Source organism: Deltaproteobacteria bacterium, assembly GCA_015233135.1.
Lineage (GTDB): Bacteria > UBA10199 > UBA10199 > JADFYH01 > JADFYH01 > JADFYH01.
Genome location: JADFYH010000020.1, coordinates 15846 through 39653, shown reverse-complemented (window position 1 = coordinate 39653; position 23808 = coordinate 15846). Strand labels below are relative to the sequence as shown.

28 protein-coding genes and 1 pseudogene are annotated in these 23808 nt (G+C 46.0%); 11 read left to right on the top strand and 18 right to left on the bottom strand.

Annotated elements, in window-relative coordinates; all coding sequences use genetic code 11:
• Nucleotide 1: 1 nt before the first annotated feature.
• Genes HQM15_07840 through HQM15_07755 form a run of 18 tightly spaced genes read right to left on the bottom strand, consistent with a single transcriptional unit; the run spans nt 2 to nt 16460 of the window.
• Nucleotides 2–649, bottom strand: a complete 648-nt coding sequence (locus HQM15_07840; protein ID MBF0492675.1) for a succinate dehydrogenase — start codon at nt 647–649, stop codon at nt 2–4.
• 17 nt (nt 650–666) lie between these two features.
• The gene (gene mdh, locus HQM15_07835; GenBank protein MBF0492674.1) at nt 667–1593 is read right to left on the bottom strand and encodes a malate dehydrogenase; all 927 of its coding nucleotides are present in this window, start codon (nt 1591–1593) and stop codon (nt 667–669) included.
• Between the two features lie 30 nt (nt 1594–1623).
• Entirely contained in the window at nt 1624–2184 is a 561-nt protein-coding gene (locus HQM15_07830) for a Uma2 family endonuclease (GenBank protein ID MBF0492673.1), read from the bottom strand.
• Nucleotides 2185–2193: 9 nt separating this feature from the next.
• Nucleotides 2194–3045 (bottom strand): SDR family oxidoreductase, encoded by an 852-nt coding sequence (locus HQM15_07825; GenBank protein ID MBF0492672.1) that lies wholly within the window; start codon nt 3043–3045, stop codon nt 2194–2196.
• Between the two features lie 29 nt (nt 3046–3074).
• Nucleotides 3075–4331 carry an NADP-dependent isocitrate dehydrogenase gene (gene icd / locus HQM15_07820; protein ID MBF0492671.1) on the bottom strand — a complete coding sequence of 419 codons (1257 nt, stop codon included), beginning with the start codon at nt 4329–4331 and terminating at the stop codon, nt 3075–3077.
• Nucleotides 4332–4385: 54 nt separating this feature from the next.
• A complete protein-coding gene (locus tag HQM15_07815; GenBank protein MBF0492670.1) occupies nt 4386–5108 on the bottom strand; it encodes a glycosyltransferase family protein in 723 nt (240 codons plus the stop codon).
• A gap of 20 nt (nt 5109–5128) precedes the next feature.
• Entirely contained in the window at nt 5129–6070 is a 942-nt protein-coding gene (locus HQM15_07810; protein MBF0492669.1) for a diacylglycerol kinase family lipid kinase, read from the bottom strand.
• A 17-nt stretch (nt 6071–6087) separates the two neighbouring features.
• Nucleotides 6088–7239, bottom strand: coding sequence for a (Fe-S)-binding protein (locus HQM15_07805; GenBank protein MBF0492668.1), 1152 nt, complete (start codon nt 7237–7239; stop codon nt 6088–6090).
• Between the two features lies 1 nt (nt 7240).
• The gene (locus HQM15_07800) at nt 7241–7996 is read right to left on the bottom strand and encodes a hypothetical protein (GenBank protein MBF0492667.1); all 756 of its coding nucleotides are present in this window, start codon (nt 7994–7996) and stop codon (nt 7241–7243) included.
• A 5-nt stretch (nt 7997–8001) separates the two neighbouring features.
• Nucleotides 8002–9507 (bottom strand): FAD-binding oxidoreductase, encoded by a 1506-nt coding sequence (locus HQM15_07795; protein ID MBF0492666.1) that lies wholly within the window; start codon nt 9505–9507, stop codon nt 8002–8004.
• Nucleotides 9508–9527: 20 nt separating this feature from the next.
• On the bottom strand, nt 9528–9941 hold the full coding sequence (locus tag HQM15_07790; protein ID MBF0492665.1) for a 4Fe-4S dicluster domain-containing protein: 414 nt from the start codon (nt 9939–9941) through the stop codon (nt 9528–9530).
• 58 nt (nt 9942–9999) lie between these two features.
• Entirely contained in the window at nt 10000–10509 is a 510-nt protein-coding gene (locus HQM15_07785; GenBank protein MBF0492664.1) for an FtsX-like permease family protein, read from the bottom strand.
• Nucleotides 10506–11159 (bottom strand): ABC transporter permease, encoded by a 654-nt coding sequence (locus HQM15_07780; GenBank protein ID MBF0492663.1) that lies wholly within the window; start codon nt 11157–11159, stop codon nt 10506–10508. The genes HQM15_07785 and HQM15_07780 overlap by 4 nt, the downstream gene beginning before the upstream one ends.
• Nucleotides 11156–11851 (bottom strand): ABC transporter ATP-binding protein, encoded by a 696-nt coding sequence (locus tag HQM15_07775; GenBank protein MBF0492662.1) that lies wholly within the window; start codon nt 11849–11851, stop codon nt 11156–11158. Before HQM15_07775 ends, HQM15_07780 begins: the two co-directional genes overlap by 4 nt.
• Nucleotides 11848–12993, bottom strand: coding sequence for an efflux RND transporter periplasmic adaptor subunit (locus tag HQM15_07770; GenBank protein MBF0492661.1), 1146 nt, complete (start codon nt 12991–12993; stop codon nt 11848–11850). Before HQM15_07770 ends, HQM15_07775 begins: the two co-directional genes overlap by 4 nt.
• 41 nt (nt 12994–13034) lie before the next feature.
• Nucleotides 13035–14405, bottom strand: a complete 1371-nt coding sequence (locus HQM15_07765) for an oleate hydratase (GenBank protein ID MBF0492660.1) — start codon at nt 14403–14405, stop codon at nt 13035–13037.
• Entirely contained in the window at nt 14402–16219 is a 1818-nt protein-coding gene (locus HQM15_07760) for a squalene/phytoene synthase family protein (protein MBF0492659.1), read from the bottom strand. The genes HQM15_07765 and HQM15_07760 overlap by 4 nt, the downstream gene beginning before the upstream one ends.
• A gap of 37 nt (nt 16220–16256) precedes the next feature.
• Nucleotides 16257–16460, bottom strand: coding sequence for a hypothetical protein (locus HQM15_07755; GenBank protein ID MBF0492658.1), 204 nt, complete (start codon nt 16458–16460; stop codon nt 16257–16259).
• Nucleotides 16461–16582: 122 nt separating this feature from the next.
• On the opposite strand from HQM15_07755, the gene HQM15_07750 reads away from it, so the two are divergent.
• From HQM15_07750 to HQM15_07700, 11 genes and pseudogenes are all read left to right on the top strand, one after another.
• Complete coding sequence (locus HQM15_07750) at nt 16583–16798, top strand: hypothetical protein (GenBank protein MBF0492657.1); 216 nt, start codon at nt 16583–16585, stop codon at nt 16796–16798.
• Complete coding sequence (locus HQM15_07745) at nt 16795–17463, top strand: HAD-IB family hydrolase (protein MBF0492656.1); 669 nt, start codon at nt 16795–16797, stop codon at nt 17461–17463. Before HQM15_07750 ends, HQM15_07745 begins: the two co-directional genes overlap by 4 nt.
• Nucleotides 17464–17601: 138 nt before the next feature.
• Complete coding sequence (locus tag HQM15_07740; protein MBF0492655.1) at nt 17602–18195, top strand: urate hydroxylase PuuD; 594 nt, start codon at nt 17602–17604, stop codon at nt 18193–18195.
• A gap of 54 nt (nt 18196–18249) precedes the next feature.
• A complete protein-coding gene (locus HQM15_07735; GenBank protein ID MBF0492654.1) occupies nt 18250–19164 on the top strand; it encodes a hypothetical protein in 915 nt (304 codons plus the stop codon).
• Nucleotides 19165–19168: 4 nt separating this feature from the next.
• Nucleotides 19169–20083, top strand: coding sequence for an ABC transporter ATP-binding protein (locus tag HQM15_07730; GenBank protein ID MBF0492653.1), 915 nt, complete (start codon nt 19169–19171; stop codon nt 20081–20083).
• Nucleotides 20080–20847, top strand: a complete 768-nt coding sequence (locus HQM15_07725) for an ABC transporter permease (protein MBF0492652.1) — start codon at nt 20080–20082, stop codon at nt 20845–20847. Before HQM15_07730 ends, HQM15_07725 begins: the two co-directional genes overlap by 4 nt.
• A gap of 259 nt (nt 20848–21106) precedes the next feature.
• On the top strand, nt 21107–21556 hold the full coding sequence (locus HQM15_07720) for a helix-turn-helix domain-containing protein (protein MBF0492651.1): 450 nt from the start codon (nt 21107–21109) through the stop codon (nt 21554–21556).
• Nucleotides 21556–22197, top strand: a pseudogene (locus HQM15_07715) (PIN domain-containing protein). Before HQM15_07720 ends, HQM15_07715 begins: the two are co-directional and overlap by 1 nt.
• Nucleotides 22198–22329: 132 nt before the next feature.
• A complete protein-coding gene (locus HQM15_07710; protein ID MBF0492650.1) occupies nt 22330–22521 on the top strand; it encodes a type II toxin-antitoxin system HicA family toxin in 192 nt (63 codons plus the stop codon).
• A gap of 1 nt (nt 22522) precedes the next feature.
• Nucleotides 22523–22954 carry a helix-turn-helix transcriptional regulator gene (locus HQM15_07705; protein MBF0492649.1) on the top strand — a complete coding sequence of 144 codons (432 nt, stop codon included), beginning with the start codon at nt 22523–22525 and terminating at the stop codon, nt 22952–22954.
• 50 nt (nt 22955–23004) lie between these two features.
• Nucleotides 23005–23727, top strand: a complete 723-nt coding sequence (locus HQM15_07700) for a hypothetical protein (protein MBF0492648.1) — start codon at nt 23005–23007, stop codon at nt 23725–23727.
• Nucleotides 23728–23808: the final 81 nt, after the last annotated feature.

Here is a 23808-nt window from a genome sequence, read left to right as displayed (position 1 = left end):
ATTAAAACCACCCTTTAAAATTTGCGATAATCTGTATCCACACCGAGCTAAAAGCCAAAAACAAAGCCCCGCACACGATGCCTGAAACTTTTTGAGCTCGGGGGGACACCGTAGCTCCCCAGGTAATCAGAAAGGTCCAGATCCCGTTGGTCAAATGATAGGTCAGGGCAATTGTCCCAATCAGGTAAACCAGGGCCATGTAGGGCTCATTGATTTCATTCTGCATGCTGATGAAGCTGGGGGGAATACCCGAAACCAGTGCTTCTACTCGCGTCGCCCAGACATGCAAGGCGATAAAAGCTATTCCAATAACCCCCGTAAGACGTTGTAAAAAATAGCGCCAGTTCGCGCAGAAAGGATATTGCACCACATTACTTTTGGCCGTTAGATAAATGACAATGCCCCAGAGGATGTGGAAGAGCAGAGGAATAGCGATGACACTAATTTCGATGGCGTGCAAAAAAGGCAGCTCGCCAATTCCCTTGATGAGGCTGTCATAACTTTCCGCGCCCAACAGAGATTTCGCATTGGCCATCATGTGGAAGGCAAAATAAAATCCTATGGGAAAAATGCCGGACAAAGAATGGAGGCGGCAAAGGAAAAAATATTTTTCGTCTTTTGTGAAAGAAAGTTTTTTAGATTCGGTCATGAGTCTGCTCCAAAAGATTATATTTTTACTTCAGCCACCAATTTCTTCACATGCTCCAAACTCTCCGCGATTAATTTTTTCTCATCTTCATTGAGTTTCAGTTCAATTACTTTTTCGATTCCCTGGGAGCCAATCACCACAGGCACTCCCATGAAATAGCCATTTGCTCCGTATTCGCCTTTTAAGTAGGCGGCGCAGGCCATGACGCGTTTTTGATCTCTGAGATAACTTTCCGCCATCGCAATGGCAGAGGCGGCAGGAGAAAAGAAGGCCGAACCGGTTTTGAGCAGGTTCACAATTTCACCCCCGGCCGTTTGAGTTCGTTTCACAATGGCCTCAAGTTTTTCTTTGGAGATGAGGTCCTGGACAGGAATTCCATTCACCGTGCAGAAACGGGTAAGGGCCACCATGTCGTCTCCGTGTCCACCCAGCACCAAGGCACTCACATCTTGCACACTCACACCCAATTCCATCGCCACAAAACAGCGCAGCCTTGCAGAATCGAGCACGCCGGCCATTCCGATAACCCGCTTGGGATCAAAACCGGAGAGTTTTTGAAAGGCATAGACCATGACATCCAAAGGATTAGACACAACGATCACGAAGGCGTTAGGCGCATTTTCTTTTACCCCTTGGGCCACCACTTTCATGATTTCCAAATTTTTGGAGAGCAAGTCATCGCGGCTCATGCCAGGCTTACGAGCCAAGCCGGCCGTGATAATTACCACATCGGCCCCCGCAATATCTTTGTAATCCTGAGTGCCCTTCAGACTCATGCTGGAACCATCCACCGGGGCAGTTTCCAAAAGATCCAAGGCCTTCCCCTGAGGCACACCCTCGCAAACATCCAAAAGAACGACATCCCCCAGCTCTTTCTGCATCACACGCTGGGCCAGTTCACCCCCGATATTTCCTGCTCCAATTAAGGCAATTTTTTTTCTCATACTCTCTCTCCTCTTATTAAATGAATGTTACTATTTTTCAAAAACTTCTTCCAAGCGAAGGCGAATGTCTTTTAAGAACGGCGAAGAGAGCGTTGCATTTCTTGGATAGATTTGCACTGTCTCAAAACCCCTTTCCGCCCAGGTCATCACTTCAATCACTTGAGTCTCCGGATTCACAATCCAATACTCTTGGACCGCAAATTTTGCGTAAAGGTGTTTTTTGACTATGAGATCCCGGTTTGAATTAGAAGGAGATAAAATCTCGATTACCAAATCGGGCGCTCCCTTGATGCATTCACGTTGGATGATGTGCTCACGCTCCCTGGAAATAAAGAACAGGTCGGGTTGCACTACATTTTCTTCTGAAAGATAAACGTCCATCGGGGCAGCAAACAATACCCCTTTTGCATGACTAAAAATGAAATTATTCAATAACCAACTCAACTTATTTGAGATCATCTGATGAATGGACAAGGGCGAAGGGGTCATAAAAAAATCTCCTTCAATAAGCTCATAATGCCTGTCCTCAGGTAAAAGCAGATAGTCCTGATAAGTAAGTTTTATTTGAGATTGACGCATCTGAGGAAGCATAAAATTCCTTTATTTCCCCTTCGACTTCTTTGCCCGCTCCGCCATCTTCATCCAATCTTCGGGGGTCATTTCGGTGAGCATATTCATTTCTCCTGCCCCCGAAATCCATTCCCCTCCATCGATCGTCACCACTTCACCATTAATATAATCGGCATAGTCCGAAACCAGGTAAGAGGCCAGATTCGCCAGTTCTTCGTGTCGACCCACACGCCCCAAAGGAATGCGACTTCTCCATTTTTCTTCAAACCCTGGAGGCACCAGATTTTCCCAAGCCTGCTCCGTGGGAAAAGGCCCCGGGGCAATGGCATTGAGACGAATTTTATATTTTCCCCATTCGACGGCCAGAGAACGCGTCATGGCCAGCACACCCGCTTTTGCACAAGCGGAGGGGACCACATACGCGGAGCCTGTCCAGGCGTAGGTGGTCACAATGCTTAAAACACGACCACCACTTTGTTGATTGATCCAGCGGCGACCTGCCGCCTGGGTGCAATGGAAAGAACCATTCAAAACAATACCGACCACGGAATTAAAGGCATTGGGAGAAAGGAGTTCGGTGGGAGAGATAAAATTTCCGGCCGCATTGTTCAGCAGCACATCAATGTGATCGAATTCGGATTCGGCCGCATCAAATGCAGCTTCCACTTCATCGTATTTTCGCACATCACAAGGCTTGGTAAAAACCTTCGCGCCCTTGGCCGCAATTTCCTTGGCTGCAGCTTTGAGGACTTCTTCGCGCCTGCCGGTAATCACCAGGTTAGCCCCGAGTTCGGCAAAGCGCAGGGCCATGGATTTTCCGAGGCCAGTCCCCCCACCGGTGATGAGGATGGTCTTATCTTTTAATAGATTGGGAAGGAACATTTAACGCCTGCCTTTATACCGCATACCGCTTACAAATTACTAATGACCGCATCGCCAAATTCCGAGCACTTCAGTTCCTTTGCCCCTTCCATCAAACGAGCAAAATCATAGGTCACTGTTTTATTCAAAATCGTCTTCTCGATCGACTTCACAATAAGATCGGCCACTTCCTGCCAGCCCAGGTATTCGAACATCATGACCCCTGAGAGGATCACCGAACCTGGATTGACTTTATCCAGCCCTGCATATTTAGGGGCCGTGCCATGCGTTGCCTCAAAGATGGCATGTCCTGTCTTGTAGTTGATGTTTCCACCCGGTGCGATTCCGATTCCACCGACTTGAGCGGCCAAGGCATCGCTGATGTAATCTCCGTTGAGGTTCAAGGTCGCAATCACATCGTACTCGGCGGGACGGGTGAGAATCTGTTGTAAAAAGGCATCCGCAATCACATCCTGAATCAGCAATTTTCCAGCGGGCACCTTCCCCTTGCATTCTTCCCAACTGACCACGCGATCGGCATATTCCTGCTTGGCCAATTCGTAGCCCCAACGCTGGAAGGCCCCTTCGGTGAACTTCATGATGTTGCCTTTGTGTACTAGGGTAAGATTTCGACGTCTATGATTCAGCGCATATTCGATGGCGGCACGCACGAGTCGTTTGGTACCTTCTTCGGATACCGGCTTGATGCCTATTCCAGAAGTTTCCGGAAAACGGATTTTTTTGACGCCCATTTCTGTTTGTAAAAAATGGATCACTTTTTTGACTTCAGGGGTTCCTGCTTCCCATTCCACCCCCGAATAAATATCTTCGGTATTTTCACGGAAGATGACCATATCCACTTTTTCGGGATGTTTCACCGGAGAAGGAGTCCCTGAAAAATAACGCACGGGGCGTAGGCAGACATACAAATCGAGTTCCTGCCTGAGAGAAACATTAAGGGAACGAATTCCCTTGCCCACAGGTGTCGTCAGAGGCCCTTTGATTGCCACCAAGTACTCCCGAATGACATCGAGCGTTTCTTGGGGAAGAAAATTGGGAGGACAGGTGTCGCCGTAGGTGGTCTTTGCTTTCTCACCTGCAAAGACTTCAAACCATTGAATCTGACGCTCGCCGGAGTAGGCCTTCTTTACCGCTGCATCGAAAACCCTTTGAGAGGCCCGCCAGATATCGGGACCGGTTCCATCGCCCTCAATAAAAGGGAGGATAGGTTGATGGGGAACTTGGAGTTTGCCGTCTTGAATACGGACTTTTTGCCCGCGTTGGGGACTTTTTAATTGAAATGACATAGCGCGGAGAAATAGCGAAGCTTTCTGCGCTGTGTCAAGTTGGAAGATCTTAATTTATATTTTTTGCTGCACAGTCGCATTAATCTGAGCCCAATGCGGATTTTGCGCAATCAGCTGAAGAATATCTTCTAAGTTGAAGAGAGGATTTTGAGGATAAATTGTAGAAAGAATTTTTTCGATCAGGCTAAAATCCTCCGGGGTATCCACGGTCCAACGATAATCACTGTGATTTTTGGGATAGGTCACCGACCCCTTGTGGGATAAATTTTTGGTGATATAGGGAGTCACATGTTCTCTTTCAACTGGATCTTTTGCGAGTTGATAGGCATTAACCAGGGCCTGATAAGAAAAGATTTCGATATCCATCCCTCGTGGAAAAGTCCTCGTTTCCACATTGGAGGCGTATTCAAATTGAGGGGCCTGCTGAACATAGTAACGAATCACCTGATCGATCACGTCGGGATCAATCAAGGGACAATCGGAGGTCACCCGCACCACCGCATCCGGACGATGTTTGACCGCCGCCTCATAATATCTGGCCAAGACATCCGACTCCGAACCCCGGCTGCACTCCACTCCCAGTTTGTTGCACAGGTCGACAATAGGTTCATCGGTCGCATGGATTGTGGTAGCAACAATCTGGCAATCGATATGTTTGACTCTTCTCAAACGTTCGATTTGATATTCCAGCAACGGCTTGCCCAAAACCTGTTTTAAAACTTTTCCAGGCAGACGCGTGGAAGTCATGCGTGCCTGGTTAATGAGAATAATTTTCATAGGCTTCAATAATAGACCTCTTACAAAACCGTCACCCTCAGCTCCTGGGGAAGCAATTCAAAACTGGCCGGCAAAATGCCCGGCTGCTCTCCATCGCAATCCAAAAGGATAGAAGGGGCTTGCAACGATTTCACTGAAATAAAACTACTTTGAAAAGAATGAATCCCTTTTACCGACAGCGCACGTCTTAAATAAAGTTGGGGAAGCAATTTTAGAAAATCCAGGGCGGCCATTTTTTCCACTAAAAGCACTTCAAATAATCCATTGTCCAATTTGGCCTGTGGCGCCACGCAAAGGCCGCCTCCGAAATAGCTGCCGTTGGCGATAATACCCAGAGTGATGTCGTGAAATTTCCTTTTTTTCCCTTCAAGGCTGGCTTCAATAGAGAAAGGTTTAAAATTCATTAAAGTTTCTAAAATAGAAGTCAGATAAGTGATTTTTCCACCGAAAAGTTTTGACGAACGATTTACCCGAGCCACCACTTCACCGCCCATTCCAAAATCACATATATTGAGGAAATAACGGCGAAGCTTTTTCCCCTTGAAGTCTTGATAATGTATCAAACCCACATCCACTTTTTGGCCTTGGTTTCGAAGGATCCCTTGCAGGCGTTGTTTGAAATCCTTGGGCCATAAAAGCGTTTTGGCAAAATCATCTCCCGAGCCCAGAGGAAAGAGACTAAGCGAAATATTTTGACGAATTTCAGCAGGCACTTGCATGATGCCATTCAGCACTTCATTTAAGGTTCCATCTCCACCCACCGATACAATTTGCCTATATCCCTGAAGGGCCGCCTTTTTGGCCATAAGCACTGCATCGCCTGATTTTTTGGTTTTATGAATTTGGGTGGAGGCAAAGAACTGAGGCAGCAAGGGTTCGATACGTTTCCATTCCCTGGCCGCTCGACCTCCTCCAGAATTGGGGTTGAGAATGAAGTAAGGGGTGTGGTTTGTTTTTTTCATAATCAAACCCCCCCTGTCTAACTCGTCTTCACCGACCACTCCGCCGTTCTCCACGACTCTTCCAAGATGTTTTCAGCCAGAAAACTGATCAAATCTTTCACAATCATCCCGGGCATGGCTTGCTTGAAATGATGCACGGATTTGGGGCAACTGCTCACTAAAATTTTCACCCCATTATCCAACATCTCCTGCAAATGCCGGGAAGAAATATGCTGGGCGTGCTCTGGCTCTACCAGGGCATAAGTTCCCCCCGCGCCACTGCATAGACTTTCTTTTTTATTCCATGAAAACTCGCAAGGTTCGAAACCCGTCACCATTTCCAATAATTCACGAGCCTCGTCATATTGCTTTAAATAGCGTCCCTGATAACAACTATCATGATAAAAATACTTGATGGGGGTCTTGGCCTTGGCCTTAAAGGGGGTGTTTTTGAGATAAGGGGCAAGAAATTCGCTCACGGTAAACACCTGGGCCCTGAGCGGAAAGCCTTGCTCCGGATAAAGATGTTTGAAGGCCCAGGCACATTCGGGGGAACCGACGATAATCTTTTCGGCATCTCTCAAGGCATGCCATTGCAATTCGGCAAGATCCAGAAAATCTTCCTTAAAGCCGGCATTCCACAAAGAAAAACCACAACACTGGATGTTCTCATTGAAAAGTTTTACATTCGAAATCCCTAATTTTTTAAACAATTCAAAATAAAGCTGCAGGGCCTCGGGGAGAAAAGCGGTAAGATGACAAGAAGGAAAAAATAGGATCGAGTCCTTCCCTGTTTCCAACGAGCTCGATTGAGCGAGCTTATTCAATTTTTCCTGCAAATCTTTTCCGTGAGGATTGGAGAATTTCTTAAACCGATCCAGAAAATCAAATATTTCTTTCGGCGCGGTGTGATTGGCAACCGACAACTCCCGCATTTCCTGAAGACAATCCGCCACCGGAATTTCATGTTCGCAAAAGCTTTCTGAAATTCGGCAACTCACACATTTAAAGGCAGGGAGAGCGGTTTGAGCGTTAAAGGGAAGCGCTTTTTCCAGGATGAGCTTGGCATTCTGCTGTTTTCCCCAGGGGGTTAGAGTTTCATTTTTTTCTTCCTCCGCCACGGGGCAAGAAAAATGACACATCTTGGGGCAGAAACTACAAAAGTTACGGTCTTGTGTGTGTGGACTCATTTTAATTCCATCCTTCAGCCAGTTTTTGTTTCATCTCTTTCAAAACAGGAGCCGATGGCTGGGAAATCAGCCCTCCCCAGGGAATTCGAGGATACTCTCGTCTCAAAAGTTTCGAAAAAAGTTTCTGGGTATCATAGCGTTCTATCTCCTGATAATTGGTATGCGCGGCCACACGATGGTTCCATTCGGCGCGAAGACGATTAAAAAATTTCTCACTCCCTTCCCACTCCAACACCAAAAAATATTCCCCTCGGAGAGAGCCATAAACCTCTTTTAAGTCCTGATACGAAAACCGCCCAAAGACCAAAGGCTGCATTTCATGACGTCTAATTTCCCGTTCGAGTTGATAGCAAGTTTCCAGATCGGGCAAAGCCACCAAAAAAAGGAGCGCTTCACTTTCTCTCAAAAAAACCTTGAGGGTAGCCTGATAGATGAGGCCCAGCTCGTCTTTTGCCCCCAGTACGATATTTTTCCAATTGGCCCCCGTCGCTTGCCTCGGAATCTTTTGAGTGCTCAAAAAGTTTCCAGACTTTGATTCCCAATCAATGGCCACACAGAGATCCCAGAGTTCCCCATACTTGAGGGCATACAAATTGGGAAGCAATTCAGAAAGGGCCTGTTTTAGACGGAGGGAGTTTTGCGGCGGTGAAAAATAGCCACAACTGTAGCCTAATTTTGCCAACTCTTGTTCGACTTCACTTAAAGTGTAATCGGTATCGAGAGTTAAGGTTTGAGAATAAGTATCGAGTGTAAACATATTTTTTACAGCCCCATCTTTCCTGGATTTAAAATTGCCTGCGGATCAAGCACCGCTTTTGCGTTCTTCCACCACGCATATAGGGGACCCAATTCTTGAACAAAGGCCTCTGCCTTAAGGGTTCCAATTCCATGATGATGGCTGATAGTCCCTCCTGCCTTTAAACTCGCTTCCATTCCCTTGTCCCAGACCCTTCGATGTTGCTTCAAAGTTTTTTCCTTACCAAGGGCATGACCCAAAAAAGTAAAATAGATGGAACATCCGTCGTGGTAAGCATGTGAAAAATGTGCCATGACCAAGGCCTCCTGACCAATGGCACTCTTAACCCCTTCATACAATTTGGCTAGATTTGTCCAGGAGCTGGCCACTTCCATCGTGTCGACAAAAAAACCTTGATTCACCAAGGGGGACATCTTGTAAGAAACGCTATAGCGACGTTTCAACCATTGTAGCCCCGGTGCTTCTCCCAGACTCTTTCCGCCTTCGCGTTTACAAATTTGCTGAACCCCCAACAACTCATGGTCCAGTTTCCAGGCGGCCCCTTCAAAACCTAAAATTAGCAAACTTTTCTTGAGCGCAAAATCAATGGCTTTGTTCAACAAAGAGGGTTGCAATAAAAGCATCTGCAAGGAATTCCATTTGGCGAAACCCAAAAACGAAAATATTTTTTCGGGAATGAAAGAAAAAGAAGAATTGTTTTTCTCTCTCGAGGGGTGAGTCGAAAAAATAAAACTGTCTAAAGGATCATATAAACGCACCACGGCCGGTCTAAAACCCTTTTGCATAAACAGTCGAATGGCTTCCAGGCCTTGTGCCACCGATTCAAACTGGAACCCCACATACTTTCTTTTCTCGGGCAAAGGGCGAACGTGAAGCTCGGCCTCAGTCACAACGCCTAAAGTTCCTTCCGAACCCAAAATCAGTTCCGAAAACCAAGCCTCTTTGTCTCTAGAACAATCCACTACCCCGCCCGTGGCGAGCACTACCTTCATCGAATGAAACAGGTCTTCAATTTTTCCGTACTTGGTCGAAAGCTGCCCTGCTGAACGACAGGCCAGATAGCCTCCCAAGGTAGCAGTATAAATGGAGGAAGGAAAATGCCCTAGCGTGTAACCCTTCCGATTCAGCTCCCGTTCTAAAATTTCCCCCAGTATCCCGCATTGAGCCCTCACCCGAAGATTTTTTTCGTCGAGGAATAAAATTTGATCCATCTTTTTTAAATCAAGCACAATGCCCTTGTGAATGGGAATGGCTCCCCCGCAGACACCTGACCCTGCTCCATAAGGCACTACCGGCATTTGGTGGGTATTTGCTAAAGCCAGCAAAGTAGACACTTCCTGATTATTTTTCGGCCAAACAATAATTTTAGGAAGTATTTCTACCTCCCCCCCCCTCAGGCGAATCATGGAAGCGCTGGAGCAATCGCGGGAATAGGCCAAGCGATCAGCCTCCGCCAAGCTATGCTCAAGGCCTTTATTTCGGATCTCTTTTAATAAATTGGGAGGGGGCATATTCTTAATTTCCTATTCACTCACTTCGACACTAGCCATTTCAAAGCCCTATTCAAGGGCACATTTTCCGGACACACTTTTTCACATTCCCCACAATCCTTACAAATATCCCAAGGAATCTGCACCTTATCTAGAAAATAAAGCGAGCGGGCATAACTTAAAGGCACCGCCATGGGGCCTAAAAAATGAATCTCATTTTTCTGTTTCAAGGCCGGGCAGATCTTGTCACAATCGCCACAAGCGGTGCAGCGTCCCAAACCCTGAAACATTTTTTTGTCTTCGAGACTTAAAATTTTAACTTCAAGATAATTTTTTTGGAAGCGCTGAATCCCTCCCGAACGAAGAAAAATTCTTCGCAACAGATGTAATAAAAAAAAACAAGCCAAGTTCAACCCTGAAATCATCTTTCGATGTAAATGATATCGGCTTTTCATCAAAAAAGTTTATGAATGATCCGCAAGATGTGCAAGATTATTCCTCTCACCTAAGAACCTACGCCAAAAACCTTAAAGTATCGGTTATCTTTCGTCTCATCGAAAAAAAAGCAGGAGGAAAACCACTCAAGATCCCCATCAGCAAAGCCAGCAGTACCACTGTTTTTAACAAACTCCAGTAAGGCCCAATCGCCAAGCCAGGACGGCCCTGCCCTCCGGGAATAGCCATGGGAATGAAGGTAAAAAGCAGACAGGCCGATATTGCCCCTAACAGTGCTCCAAAGAAAGACAAGGCCATCGATTCGCTGAGATACAAACGAAAGATGGCCCATTTCGAAAAACCCAGGGTACGCAGCACCCCCTGCTCCGTGGACCGTTCACGAATACTCATGGCCATGGTATTTCCTACCACCAGCAAGGTGGCCAGCAAGGTGACCCACGCGATAATTTTGATGGCCTCGCTAATCGCCGAAAGTTCACTCAGAATACTTTCTACAAAACCTTTTTCACTGACCGCCTCCACCGGGGGAGAGGAATTTTGAAAACGTTCTTCTATGATCTGAGTCACCCAAGGCACTTGATAAGGCGCCTCGACACGAAAAAGTAAGATACTAAAAATCCCCCATCTTTCATGAGGTCTTTCAAATAATCATAGTGGACTAAGATGCCCCCATTAAGGTCGGATCTCCCCTGGGGAACCCCGACAATATGGATTGGAAGATCGGGAAGACTTCGAAGCCCCTTCAAAATGACTTCGTCTCCCAGTTTCCATTCGTTTTCCTTCATCAGGTCTATCCCGACGAGGGCGGCCTTTCGCTCGCTCAGCATCTGATCCATTTGAAGGGGATCGACTCCTTCAAGATTCCTCATGTGATAAATTTGATCCACATAACTCCCCAGCACAAACACATTTTTTTCAGAAGATCGGCCGGTGCCTAAATAAATCTTGTAGGGGGCAATATATCGGATGAAGGGAATGTTTTTAAGCTTGTGAATAAAGGCCTCAGGAAGTTGCCCATCAATAAAGTTGCTCATGTAGGTGGGTCTAAAAAAAAGATTCACCTGAGCCGCCTCGCTCTTCAACTTGCTGTTAAAGGCCTCGAGTAAGGTAAAAATAGAAACAAAGAGAAAAAAGCTGATCACGATCCCCAACAAAGTGAGCAGGCTGCGCCGCTTGTTGCGAAAGAGATTGCGAAGGATCAGGGTGAAAAAGTTCAACTCACATCCTCCACCAATACCCCTTTTTCAAGGTGCACCCGCCGACGGCAATAAGAAGCGGCTTTGGGATCGTGGGTCACCAACACAAAAGTTTTTTTAAGTTTTTCATTTAAAAATTTCATCAACTCCAGCACCTCGGTAGAAGAGTGGGCATCCAGGGCGCCCGTCGGTTCGTCCGCCAAAATAATGGCCGGGTCGGTCACAATGGCCCGTGCCATGGCAACCCGCTGTTGCTGCCCACCGGACAGTTGCTTGGGCAGATGTTCTAAACGGTCTTCCAATCCCACCAAGGTAAGTGCCGAGATCGCATGCGCTCTTCGTTCTCGGGCAGAGAGCTGAGTGAGCAGCAAGGGCAGCTCCACGTTTTCACGCGCATTTAAAACCGGCAATAAGTTGTATTGCTGATAAATATAGCCGATGGTGTTGTTGCGCCAAAAATCTTTTTCTTCTTCGCTGAGTCTGGAAATATTTTTCCCCTGAATCAACAACTCGCCAGACGTAGCCTCATCGATGCCCGCAATGATATTGAGCAGAGTGGTTTTCCCCGAACCCGAAGGACCCATCAAGGCGGTGAATTCCCCCTCATGGATATTCAAATCAATTTGATGCAATACGACTTCCTCGCTGTCCTCAGCTCCGGCCTCGCGAGAAAAACTTTTTTTCAGATTTTTGATTTCGATTAAGGGTTTCATTTTGAACTTACTTTCACCACGACCTTCATCCCCTCCTGAAATCGTTCTTTGGGATTGACTACTACCGACTCATCCCCCAGCAGACCTTCCGCAATTTTTGCAAAGCCGTTTTCAACGCTACTGACCTTCACCTGTTTTTCCTTCAACACATCCTTTTGTAAAATAAAAACGATTGTCTGAGTTCCTCTTTTGAGCAGGGCAGACTCGGGGATTTTTACTCGACGCTCCACGCTCTGGCTGGGAAAATTCTTTAGAAGATAGACTCGGGCACTCATCTCGGGTTTCAAAAGATGGCCCGGATTTTCTATCCTCACTTTCACCTGCACGATACTTTTTTGTTTGTCGGCCTTGGGGGCGATATAAAATACCTTGGCCTTGTAAGATTGATCCGGCAGGGCATCGGGAAAGGCCATGGCAGGGCCGTCTAAGACCACTTTAGGCAAATCGGATTCCAAAATATCCATCTCCACATTCATGACGCGCAGGTCGGCCAGTTTAAAAAGCGCCGTTCCAGGAACTCCTTCGGAGGTAATCCCTGGCAGCAAAAATTCTCCGGGCTCCTTTTCTTTTTTGATAATGGTGCCTTCGATGGGGGCCCGCACTTGGGTGTTGCCCAAAAAATATTCCGCGCTTTTGAAGGAAGCTTCAGTGACAGAAAAAGTCTTCAGTGCTTCATCGTATTCGGCGCGGGAAATCACACCGGCCTGATAGAGGTTTTTCTTTCGATTTAAAGTTGCCGCGGCCAAATTGAACTCGGCCTGGGCCAGATTGTATTTCGAGCGATAATCATCCTCTTCAATCTCAGCCAGCACTTCCCCTTTTTTCACCCATTTTCCTTCCTCTGAAAAAATAGTTTTGATTTTTCCGTTGATCTGGCTGGAGACCAGAATGGTGCTATCTGCTTCGACATAGCCTCCTGCTGTGAGTAGAATATCTGGCAAACCCTCTTGCACAATTTCGGAGCGAATGACTTCTACCCCAGGGGCCTGATTCCATTGGCGAAGAAAAAATAATAGAAAAAGAGCCAAAGCAATGCTGAGAACCAATGCCACTTTTTGCTTCTTGGAGAGGCCCGCTTTTTTTTTCGCTCGCTGCGCCTCTTCAATCTTCAAGGAATAAATCAGATCTTCTTTTTCATTCATACGAAGTCCCCATGAGGAGTGATTTGATCCAGGCCATTAACTCATCTCACACAATTTAACAGCCCTTTTAGCTCAATAGCCGCCATTTTTCCACTTTTGACGGCACCCTCAATTGTCGCGGGTAAACCCGTGCTTGTCCAATCTCCTGCTAGGAAGAAATTGTGGAGAGGCGTTGTCGCTTCGGGTCTCAGCCTCTCGGAACCGGGTCCAAAACTGGGAGTGGCTTGAAGTTCTTTGAGAATGCGATGGTGAACGGGTTTTATATTTTTAGATTGGGGGAAAAAATCGCCTAGTTCTTTTAAAGCTAAAGCAAGTAATTCTTGGGAATTCAAATTCTTTAGAAAATTCGCCGCACTAATAGTCAATGAGAGGTACTGAGTTTTGGGAATATCTTCTGCATGTAAAAGTCTGCCTTTATTAAAAACCCAATGAATAGGGCTGCCCAACAATCCTGCAAAAAATTCCGAGAACCAGGGTTTTTCGTACCAAAGGTTGATATTGTAGATGGCCGAGTATTGAACCTCATCCAGTTTAGAAAAATAAGCCTGTTGTTTGAGAGCGTCTGGGAGGATTTTCCAAAGGGCGTTTGCGGGGAGAGTGGAGAGATAGAAATCGGCGATGATTTCTTCTCCATTATCTAAGATAAGTTTTTCAATTTGATTGGGCCCCTCACCCTGCCCTCTCCCCCAAGGGGAGAGGGAGGAAATGCCACAACGAGTAAAAATCTTTCCCCCACGATCTTCAATAAATTTCTGAGCGGCGTTCGTGTACAAATCCGATAGTCCCACCGTCGAAGTCACCATTTTGGATTCTTCTTTTCCTTTGAGCAGGGCTTCCAGAAAAACGGTGGCAAGTAGTTTGGCCGAGGCCTTTTCGGGGCTTTCATTGAGGGTGGCGAGAATTAGGGGTTCTAGAAAATTTTTGAGAATTGTTCGATCTAAATCTTTCAACCATTCGGCACAGGAGAGTGAATCCAAGGCCTTCAATTCCGCCACAGAGCTTCGTCTGAGTTTGTTGAGAAATAAAGCAAGGTTGAATTTTTCTTTGAGAGAAAAACCTGAGTAAGAAAAAAGTGCAGACACCAAGTGCAGAGGAGAAGGGAGATCGCTGGCTTTTAATCGATGAATTTTCCCTCCGCGTTCCACCAAAGGCACTTCCATTTTTACCTGGGTTTGTAGAGGGGTCTCGCGGCCAATTTTTTTCAGGAAATCGAAGGTGTGGTGATAACAGCCCATCATCAGGTGTTGCCCGTTATCCATCACGTCGCCCGTTTTGGAATCCATCACCGAATAAGCCCGGCCACCCAAGACGGGTCTGGCTTCGAAAAGCCTTACCTGAAATCCTGCCTCCACCAAATACACGGCGGCGGAAAGTCCGGCCAGGCCTCCCCCTAAGATGGCGATGGATTTCACGAGAAAAAACTCCTGAGGACTTCGGACACTAGAACTCGAATTTTGGCCCACCTGGAAAGGGACACTTTTTGTTGAAGTGGAAGGCGAGGATGTTTTTTGATTTCTTTGAGGATACGATAATAAATTCTTCCCATCATCCAGGCCGCTAGTACCTTTCTTCGAGGAAGTTCTTTCAGAAGATCAAAGGCCTCCGAATAAATGGCTTCAGTTTGGCCAATTTCATAATACATCAGCGAATCCATACGTACTGAAGGACGGCCCTGAAGCACATCTTGCTCGCTCAGTGAAAAATGTTTCAAATCGCTGAGAGGCAGATAAATCCGGCCCAGGATGGCATCGCTGCGGATATCCCTTAAAATATTGGTGAACTGCAGCGCGCGACCCAAAAGAACGGCTGCCTTTTCGGCACTTTCTCCTTCCACTTCAAAAATGCGCATGCACAGCAGACCCACGGTGGAGGCCACTCCATAGGTATATTCCAGCAACTGCTTTAAGTTTTCGTAGCGATTTTTGTGCAGATCGTGTTCGACGCCTTCGAGGAGTTCTACAAAATGTTTTTTGGAGAGATGAAATTGATCTTTGGCCCAGCTGATTTCCTGCAGAATCGGATGCGTGGCCTTATTTTCGTAAGCCAGGTCCAACTCTTGTCTCCAGAATTTTAATTTTAGGGCAGCCTCGCCAGGAGAGGCCGATTCGTCGACTGCATCATCTACTTCCCGCGAAAAAGCGTAGAGGGCCTCCATCGCACGGCGTTGATCTTTCCGTAAAAAAAAGAAAGAGGCCGCAAAGTTGGATTTGCTCTTTGCGGTAATCGTCTGGGCCAGTTCTTGGCCTTGATTGAAATTGTCTCGATATTTCCTCAAAGTCCACTCATTATAAGCAAAAAAACTTCTTATCAGTAAGGAGATTTTATCCGATTTCTCAATTTTGGGTCTTCCAAAACCTTCTCGCTCCAAATTGTCACAGGCCTTCTCTAAAATTTTTATACCCCCTAACCAGGTGAGCTTGAGTTCCCAGGCCAGTCTCCCTTTGACTAAAAAAGGAAGATCAAAGCCTTTTTCGAAAAAGGGCCAGGTGAGGGTTCCCAGTTTTTGGAGCAAAGAAACGGTGCTTTCCCTCTCCTTTGTAAGGAGAGGGTTAGGGTGAGGTAGAAAATCCAACGGCACATACACCCTGTCTTTTTGCAAATCGACCTCAATATCCTGCCAAAAATTAGCCAGCTGTAATCCAGTACAAATCGCATCGGAAAGCTCAAAGAGTTTTTCATCCCGATACCCAAAAACCCAAAGCACCAAGCGTCCCACCGGGTTTGCGGAGTAATGACAATAATCTAGCACTTCTTCCCAGGTGTCTTTTCGACGCTCGGTCACATCTCTTTCAAAGGCGATGAGAAGGTTGTTGAGAAGTTCGTAGGGGATTTGATGCCGCTCAATCGTGTCTTGGAGGGCAATGAAAATGAGTGAGGGTTCGACGGGCTCACCATGTCCCATTGGACAAGAGCCGGACATGGTAAGCTCAGTCGAACCCTCACTCTCATAACAATTTTTTAATAACTTCCTCCATCCCGCCAATTTCTCCAAACGCTCTGGCTTTTGCGCATCAATTGCTGCGCGCCATTCTTCTTCGGTTGCAAAGTCCGAAGCACGAGGATAGCCTTCATCCGCAAAATCATCGGCCGTTCTGGCAAAGGCATAGATGGCCCAAATGGCAGGGCGCATGGGTTTGGGAATGAGCATTGAGCCCACTGGAAAATTTTCGTAATGCCCCAAGGCAATTTTTTTACAATGATGGTAAGCGCCTAGAATGAAATCCATGCTGGGCTTATAGGAGAAAAAACTTTATTAAGGCAAATTACTTTTGTCGAGGATCCCAGAGACGGTTTGGCGTGCTTCTTTGAGGTTGAGGATATTGAACACCAATGATGGAGCCTTGCGTAAATGTATCGGGGTTGCGATCTGTAGGGGGAGGAGTTTGAGGAGCGGGATGAAGCAAAGATTCATAGTTTGTAATTTTAGACCCAGGAGTGAAAGGATTACTCAAAATTGAATTTCCCATTGTTTGATTCCTCAGTGTCTGATAACTGCTCTCAGGCTTCTCGGCCGCAAAGAAGCCCCGGTTGCTAATTCTACTGAAAAAAATGTTTTTTAACAGCTTTAATTTAAAAAAGAGATAACGCGATGAGTCAAGAGGCGGATAAAATTTTAGAAGAAATGATAGACCTTCAACGAAAAAAAATACGCCGTGTGGCCGATGAACTCGGGGTGCATTTAACGGGGGAAGATATCCTGAACGCCCATGATTTTCCTCAACTCATCCGATCCTCCCGTTTTAATTTTGAAGATGGCTATTTGGCCGGTTTATTGGCTGCCCAAATGGCATTCCGGAGCTTATGAAAACGATTGCCTTTTTTGATGTCGATGGCACCCTGGTGAATGGCTATACCGGTTATTATGCGAGCGTGGAACTTATTCGACGGAAAATTATTAAAAAAAGACGATTACCACTAGCCCTGCTTTACCGAGCCTTGAGCGCCGTGTTTTTTATCAAAGATGTGGCCAAGATGTACGAGGTGGCCCTGCAAGATTTGGCAGGAACTCGCGTGGAAGAGATCATGGCCATTGGTCAGTTGGTGTTTGAACGCGACGTGAAAAAGCTTGTTTATCAAGAAGGCCTGGGCCTCATCAAACAACACCAAAATGCGGGAAACCAGGTGGTGCTTATCTCTTCAGGCCCCTATCTGGTAATTAAGGCCCTGGAAAAATTTGTGGGGGCAAACACTTCTTTTTCCATAGGCCCTCAAATTGAAAATGGAATTCTGCAAAAAAAACTCGATCTCCCCATTGCCTACATGGAAGGCAAACGCCAGCTGGCCGAGCGTTACGCAAAAAGCCAGGGCCTTAATCTCGAAGACTGTTCCCACTATGCCGACACCCGCCACGATTTGCCCTTACTCGAAGCAGTGGGACAACCTCACCTCGTGAATCCCGACGCATCTTTCACAAGACTGGCCGAACGGCGATCCTGGCCAGTGCTGAGATTTAAGACGATGTTGGGGTGATTTTTTTGAAATAATCAAAAGGTCCACTTTTAATTTTTAGAGGACAAGTTCAAAAATTTCCCTTGAAAAGCCCCACTTGAATGTTATCGCCTCCTTTGGGTTATTTATTATCCTTAGTCCTTTTTAAAGGAGGTTTTTATGGAAACTTTATCGGTGGCAGAAGTCGTGAAATTTGTTCTGCGTTGGTTCCACTATATTTTTGGTATTCTATGGATTGGGCATTTGTACTTTTTTAATTTCGTAAATGCCAATTTTCAAGCGGCCATTGACGCTGAAACCAAGAAGAAGATTGTCCCCGAATTAATGCCTCGGGCCCTCTTTGCCTTTCGTTGGGGGGCGATGATGACTTTCATCACCGGTTGGATTTATTTTGGGATGCAGCAACAGGCCTATCTCGGAAGCCCCAGCATTTATTGGATAGGTTTGGGGGCACTTTTTGGATCTGTCATGTGGTTTAATGTATGGTTCATCATCTGGCCTAACCAAAAGAAGATCATCACGGCCGTTAAAACGGGAGAAAAGCCCGATCCTAACTTAGTAGAAAACGCGCGAAAGGCCTCTAAGCTCAATACCTTCCTCTCCATGCCGATGTTGGCCTGCATGGCAGGTGCCTCTCATGGGGCCATCTTTGGGCAATATTGGACTGTGGCCATCCTCGCTTTTATAGTGCTTGGTTTTGGCCTGGCCCAACATTTATATCAAATCGCCCCGAAAGTGGGTAAATCGGTTTAGTGCATTTAATATTTTATGGATGGCGCCCCGAAGAGTCGGGGCGCCTTTTTTTATATGGCTATTCGTCGAAGAAGAAAAAAAAGTGGGTTTGCTTTCTGGAAATTATTGGGGGTCTTGGTTTTAGTAACGGCCCTGGTGTGGTATTTTCAAAGCTTCAAGACCAAAACAACTAAGCCCTCAAATGTGATGACTCAAACTTCGGAGGATAGGCAAAAAACCAATCCGGCAAATACTCAGGCGCAAAAGAATCCGAATGTTTTTCCGGAGACAGTTCCTGTAAAAAGTCCTGAAAGCAAAGCGGCAGAAAGCCAGAAAACGGAGACCCAAAGGTCAGAGACCCAAGCCTCTACCTTGCCGGATATCCCTAAAAAAACAATCAGCAAAAACGTCTTGCCGGAGCATGCCTGGCAAGACGACTATATCAAGCTCGATTATCCCGATAAAAAAGGAGGGAAACAACTCCTGCTGATCTCTTATGGCCTAGTGCCGGAAGGCAAGTCTGCAGATAAGATCCGCAATCCGGATGTGCTGAAACCGGTGGTGGCCATGGTGCAAAGAAGTGCGGAAGGTTACGATAAAATCAGCGAAATCAATTTGCTTAAAAGTAGCGGTGACAAGCATTTGAAAGGCATCGCCCGTTTTAAAAGCGCCGATTTGGTGGATATTGATAAAGATGGCTTACCGGAAATTATTTTGCATTTCGATAGTTCGGGGGAGAGCACGGAAAAAATTGGTCTCTTGAAATGGGATGGAAAAACCTTGCAGTGGATGAAAAAGAAGGTGGATAAAACAGAAAAAGCCGCTCTTTGGAATACGGGGACGAGTGGGACAAGCAAGAAAAGCATCAAGTTGGAAAAAACGAAAATCATTGAACAAGTCACCGGTTTTGATGCAGCTCATCCCAACAAGGGGTTTGAAACCAAAAAAACCGAGTGGAGATTTGAGGATGGGGTTTGGGTGAAGAAGTAAATCTATGCACGCCATTAAAATCAATCAGCTCTGCAAAAAATATAAAAGCCTGCAAGCCCTGAAAGGCCTCGATCTGGAGATCGAAGAAGGAGAATTTTTTGGTCTGCTGGGTCCTAATGGGGCGGGCAAAACCACTTTGATCGGATCGGTCGTCGGTTTGGTGAAACCCGATTCAGGACAAATTTCAGTCTTCGGCAAACAGGTGAGTCCACAGACTATTGACACTCGCCAGATGATTGGCTTTGCCCCTCAAGAAATCAATGTCGATCGCTTTTTTAATATCCGAAAAACGCTGGAATTTCAGGCGGGTTTTTACGGATTCTCGCACAAATATGCCAGAGAGCGCACCCAGGATTTACTTACCCAATTTCGGTTAAAGGAAAAATCCACCGAGCCATTTTATAAGCTCTCCGGAGGCATGCAACGGCGCTTGCTCATCGCGCGGGCCCTCATCAGCAAGCCCAAAATTCTGATTCTGGATGAACCGACGGCAGGTGTGGATGTGGAACAACGTCGCGAACTTTGGTCTTATCTCCAAAATTTAAATGAGGATGGCACCACTATTTTACTCACCACTCATTATATTGATGAGGCGGAGCTGCTCTGTGAGCGGGTGGCCATCATCAACCATGGTCAGATCATCGAAATGGGAAGGCCTAGGGAACTGATCGCCAAATACTGCAAAGAAAAAGTGGAGATTACATTTAGAGATAAACTGCACTACGGTGATTTTAAAGGATTTTCTGAAATAAAGATGGAAGACAATAGGCTCACTTTAACCCAGGCAAAAGTGGGGATACAGATCAGCGAACTCTTGGAACGGGCCAATCTTCAGGGGGCAAATCCTGTACTTGATATGCAAGTGTGCCACGGTTCTTTGGAAGACGTGTTTGTGACGCTGACGGGAAGAAAGTTATGACCCAAAATTTTATCGGATTTAGGACCTTGATCGAACGCGAATATTACCGTTTTGCACGCCTCTCCAAGCAAACAATAGCCCCTCCCATTATTACGACCGCGCTTTATATTTTTATTTTTGGTTTTTCCCTGGGCTCGCGCATCAAAGAAGTAGGTGGTTTTCCTTACATCGTGTTTATGCTCCCAGGACTTGCGGCGATGGGGGTTATCAACAACGCTTACGCCAACACTTCTACCTCGCTTTTTATGGCGCGTATGGATAGATCCATCGAAAATATTCTGGCCGCTCCCTTGTCCCCTTTTCAGGTGGTATTTGCCTTTGTGTTGGGAGGCATCCTCCGCGGGGCCTTGATTGGAATTCTGACTTTGGCAGTTTCCAAGATCTTCATCCCCCTGCCTTTTTATCATTTTGGCTACCTGCTGCTGGTTTTACTGATGAGTTCGCTGTTGTTTTCCTGCCTGGGAATCATTTCTGCCCTGTGGAGCGAATCCTGGGACCAAATTGCCACTTTTACCAATTTCGTCATTTCTCCCTTCATTTATTTAGGCGGAGTTTTTTACTCCATTCACATGCTGCCCCCGCTTTGGCAAAAGGTCAGCCTCTTGAATCCCATCTTTTACCTGGTGGATGCCCTCCGCTGGGCCACCTTGGGGAAGGGGGATGTCCCTTTCGCTATTTCCATTTCTTTTATTTCGACTCTCGCCCTGCTTTCCCTGGCACTTTGTGCCTATTTATTTCGTCGGGGTTATAAGTTGTTGAGTTGATATTAGACTTCTTTCGTAACCTACTGCGCAAATGCCCTGCGGCGTTGCGGTTCCCCCGTTTGTCCTCACGTACATATCGTACGCTGCGGGAAACGGGTCCCACCGCGCCTTGCAGGCCAATTGCTCGTGACGGTTACGAAAGAAGTCTATTGCTGTTTTCCACAATTTTATTACTCCTATTGCGTTTTTCGATTATTTCGAATAGCATCAAACGAAAGGGTTTCTGGATGTTAAATAATGAAAAATTTGAGGGTGAATTATGAATAGTATGAAGTTCCAAATTTTACCTTCTGAAGAGGACGTTTCCTTGGCACGAACAAGTGCAGAGGAATTGAGCAGGCTCCTTGCCAAAAAAACTCAAGCACCCCGAGCGAGAGTGCAAATGGATGGCCAGGATCTAATAATGCCTCGTCAGGCTTTGGCCTTATTGCGGGATTTATTAGCTGAAATGGCTCAGGGTAATGTTGTGAGCATTGTCCCTACCCATCATCTGCTCACTACTCAAGAGGCGGCAAATATTTTAAATATTTCACGCCCTTTTCTTATACAATTATTAAAAAGTGAAAAAATTCCCTTTTCAAAAGTGGGAACTCACCGGCGTATTCGCTATCAAGACTTGATGGAATATAAATTGAGGCGCGATCAAGAAAATCAGGAGATGCTGGAGGAATTAACACGTCAAGCTCAGGAAGAGGATATGGGGTATTGATGCGATTTATTGTTCTTTATGATGCCTGTGTTTTATACCCGGCTCCGCTCCGTGATTTTTTGTTGCGCTTAGCCCAGTCCGGGAAAAAAATAGAAATCAAGAAACTTCTCGCCTTATCAAAAAAAACTACCCCCAGTAATTAAATGCATCTCCAGTCCGGTCTATTTGCAGCCAAATGGACCGAACGGATTCACGAGGAATGGATAAGAAATCTTTTAAAAAATCGTCCCGATTTGAAGGATAAAATTAAACGCACGAGAACTTTAATGAATGACGCCATTCCGGATTGTTTGGTGACAGGATACGAGCCCTTGATAGGAGAAGGGAATTTACCCGATGCAAACGATCAGCATGTTTTAGCTGCCGCTATTCGTTGTGGGGCCCAGATTATTGTGACCTTCAATTTGAAGGATTTTCCAGATAACATTTTAGAAGTTTATGGAATCGAGGCCATGCATCCCGATGTGTTTGTAGAGCATCAAATGAGTTTATATCAAGGCGCTGTGATTAGTGCTGTCAAAAATCACCGGACTGCGCTTAAAAACCCTCCAAAATCAGCAGAAGAATATTTGGCTACAATGGCAGCACAAGGACTGATAGTGACCGCGGATAAACTTAAGGAATTTGTTGAGTTGATATGATTTTTTTCGCATTTCTTTTATTTCGACTCTCGCCCTGCCTTCCCTGGCGCTTTGTGCATATTTGTTTCGGAGAGGGTATAAGTTGTTGAGTTGATATTGACTCTTGTTTTGTTCTTAAATTTAAGTACAATCATGAAAAGAAAAGAATTGGAAGCAAAGTTAAGTCAGCTAGGTTGGTGGTTTAAAAAGCATGGTGGGAGTCATGATATTTGGACCAATGGGGAATATATTGAAACAGTCCCGAGGCACAAAGAAATTAATGAATACACCGCAAAAGGAATTTTAAGGAATGCAGAAAAAGGTCGTGTGAAAAAGGAGAAATAAGATGTTTTTTAAAGGACAAGTTTGGAAAGACGACAAATTTTGGATTATCGAATTGCCTTGTTTAGAAATCAGCACTCAAGGCAAATCTTTAAAGGATGCATTAAGTATGATGGAAGATGCCGTAAAGTGTCATGTCGATAAGTCGGGATTTAAAGTGAAAGCAAGTTTGTTAAAAAGCAAAAATGTCCAGAAAAGGGATTTTAGCCTCTCCAGCTCTGAGGAAACCGAGCTGGTGGCATTATTTTTAAAAAGACAAAGGCAAATTAATCATCTCACCGTGAGGGAAGTCGCTCAGCGCTTGGGCTATGCTTCAGCGAGTGCCTATGCTCAGTACGAGTCTGGCAAACATTCACCGGGTTTAGAAAAGATTTCTAGGTTTATTGAGGTAATGAATCCCAAACGGCATTTTACCTTGGAGATGCTGAGCCTATAATTTAAGTTGCTCCAGACAACTTTAAAAACCCAAAACCCGATAAGGACAATATGGGTGTTCCAAAAGTAGAGGCCTCACTTTCTAAATTACAGCCCTGGATGCCGTCACCGAATGTGATTACGGCTCCGCGTTCTCCCTCAACAGGACCCACGCAAAATGTGCCGGGTCGCGTAGGGATAGGTGAAATGGCGCCTATTTTGGCTAGTTTTGCGGCCCATCCCGATTTGGCCAATCTCTTTACCCAATATGGTCTCGTGAATCGTATCCGGCGCAAGCTCAGTACCTTGTCGGGTAAAAATGCCCAAATCGTGCTGGCCGAAAATACCATCGGCGCGGCGGACAATCAGGGTTTGGTCTATCTGGGTACTGATTTTTTAAGGGCCCATCAAAACGACACGGCTCTGGTGGCGGGGGTCGTGGCCCACGAGTGGGGGCATCTGATGTCGCTGCTGATTAAATACGCCAACTTTGACCGCTTTAAATGGGATGAATTGCTGAAGATCCGCCAGGAAGAAGAGGCCTCTGCCGATGCCTTCTGTGGCAGGATTTTACCTCTGATGGGTTATTCGGTCGAGCCTCTCATCGAATTTTTGCAGCACATCCATGATGGTCGCGAATCGCATAAATATTTTCCTGTGGAGATGCGCATTAAAATTTTGCGCGAAGCCTCTCAATGCACCTTTGACCGGCAAGAGTTCGCGCGCGAACTGTTTAGCAAAGATCGGGTGATTTATCCGAATCCTTATACTTCTATTTTATTAGCTTCTGAGTAGTGCGTCATCTCGAACAATAGTGAGAGATGACGAAAGGATTTTTTTGACGCAGCGTGTTGTTCTGGCCTGCATTTGCGGCCA

What these genes read in the sequence shown, in the direction of transcription:
- HQM15_07840 (MBF0492675.1), bottom strand. Translation starts at nt 649, where the DNA reads ATGACCGAATCTAAAAAACTTTCTTTCACAAAAGACGAAAAATATTTT.
- mdh (MBF0492674.1), bottom strand. Translation starts at nt 1,593, where the DNA reads ATGAGAAAAAAAATTGCCTTAATTGGAGCAGGAAATATCGGGGGTGAA.
- HQM15_07830 (MBF0492673.1), bottom strand. Translation starts at nt 2,184, where the DNA reads ATGCTTCCTCAGATGCGTCAATCTCAAATAAAACTTACTTATCAGGAC.
- HQM15_07825 (MBF0492672.1), bottom strand. Translation starts at nt 3,045, where the DNA reads ATGTTCCTTCCCAATCTATTAAAAGATAAGACCATCCTCATCACCGGT.
- icd (MBF0492671.1), bottom strand. Translation starts at nt 4,331, where the DNA reads ATGTCATTTCAATTAAAAAGTCCCCAACGCGGGCAAAAAGTCCGTATT.
- HQM15_07815 (MBF0492670.1), bottom strand. Translation starts at nt 5,108, where the DNA reads ATGAAAATTATTCTCATTAACCAGGCACGCATGACTTCCACGCGTCTG.
- HQM15_07810 (MBF0492669.1), bottom strand. Translation starts at nt 6,070, where the DNA reads ATGAAAAAAACAAACCACACCCCTTACTTCATTCTCAACCCCAATTCT.
- HQM15_07805 (MBF0492668.1), bottom strand. Translation starts at nt 7,239, where the DNA reads ATGAGTCCACACACACAAGACCGTAACTTTTGTAGTTTCTGCCCCAAG.
- HQM15_07800 (MBF0492667.1), bottom strand. Translation starts at nt 7,996, where the DNA reads ATGTTTACACTCGATACTTATTCTCAAACCTTAACTCTCGATACCGAT.
- HQM15_07795 (MBF0492666.1), bottom strand. Translation starts at nt 9,507, where the DNA reads ATGCCCCCTCCCAATTTATTAAAAGAGATCCGAAATAAAGGCCTTGAG.
- HQM15_07790 (MBF0492665.1), bottom strand. Translation starts at nt 9,941, where the DNA reads ATGAAAAGCCGATATCATTTACATCGAAAGATGATTTCAGGGTTGAAC.
- HQM15_07775 (MBF0492662.1), bottom strand. Translation starts at nt 11,851, where the DNA reads ATGAAACCCTTAATCGAAATCAAAAATCTGAAAAAAAGTTTTTCTCGC.
- HQM15_07770 (MBF0492661.1), bottom strand. Translation starts at nt 12,993, where the DNA reads ATGAATGAAAAAGAAGATCTGATTTATTCCTTGAAGATTGAAGAGGCG.
- HQM15_07760 (MBF0492659.1), bottom strand. Translation starts at nt 16,219, where the DNA reads ATGGATTTCATTCTAGGCGCTTACCATCATTGTAAAAAAATTGCCTTG.
- HQM15_07755 (MBF0492658.1), bottom strand. Translation starts at nt 16,460, where the DNA reads ATGGGAAATTCAATTTTGAGTAATCCTTTCACTCCTGGGTCTAAAATT.
- HQM15_07750 (MBF0492657.1), top strand. Translation starts at nt 16,583, where the DNA reads ATGAGTCAAGAGGCGGATAAAATTTTAGAAGAAATGATAGACCTTCAA.
- HQM15_07745 (MBF0492656.1), top strand. Translation starts at nt 16,795, where the DNA reads ATGAAAACGATTGCCTTTTTTGATGTCGATGGCACCCTGGTGAATGGC.
- HQM15_07740 (MBF0492655.1), top strand. Translation starts at nt 17,602, where the DNA reads ATGGAAACTTTATCGGTGGCAGAAGTCGTGAAATTTGTTCTGCGTTGG.
- HQM15_07735 (MBF0492654.1), top strand. Translation starts at nt 18,250, where the DNA reads ATGGCTATTCGTCGAAGAAGAAAAAAAAGTGGGTTTGCTTTCTGGAAA.
- HQM15_07730 (MBF0492653.1), top strand. Translation starts at nt 19,169, where the DNA reads ATGCACGCCATTAAAATCAATCAGCTCTGCAAAAAATATAAAAGCCTG.
- HQM15_07725 (MBF0492652.1), top strand. Translation starts at nt 20,080, where the DNA reads ATGACCCAAAATTTTATCGGATTTAGGACCTTGATCGAACGCGAATAT.
- HQM15_07720 (MBF0492651.1), top strand. Translation starts at nt 21,107, where the DNA reads ATGAATAGTATGAAGTTCCAAATTTTACCTTCTGAAGAGGACGTTTCC.
- HQM15_07710 (MBF0492650.1), top strand. Translation starts at nt 22,330, where the DNA reads ATGAAAAGAAAAGAATTGGAAGCAAAGTTAAGTCAGCTAGGTTGGTGG.
- HQM15_07705 (MBF0492649.1), top strand. Translation starts at nt 22,523, where the DNA reads ATGTTTTTTAAAGGACAAGTTTGGAAAGACGACAAATTTTGGATTATC.
- HQM15_07700 (MBF0492648.1), top strand. Translation starts at nt 23,005, where the DNA reads ATGGGTGTTCCAAAAGTAGAGGCCTCACTTTCTAAATTACAGCCCTGG.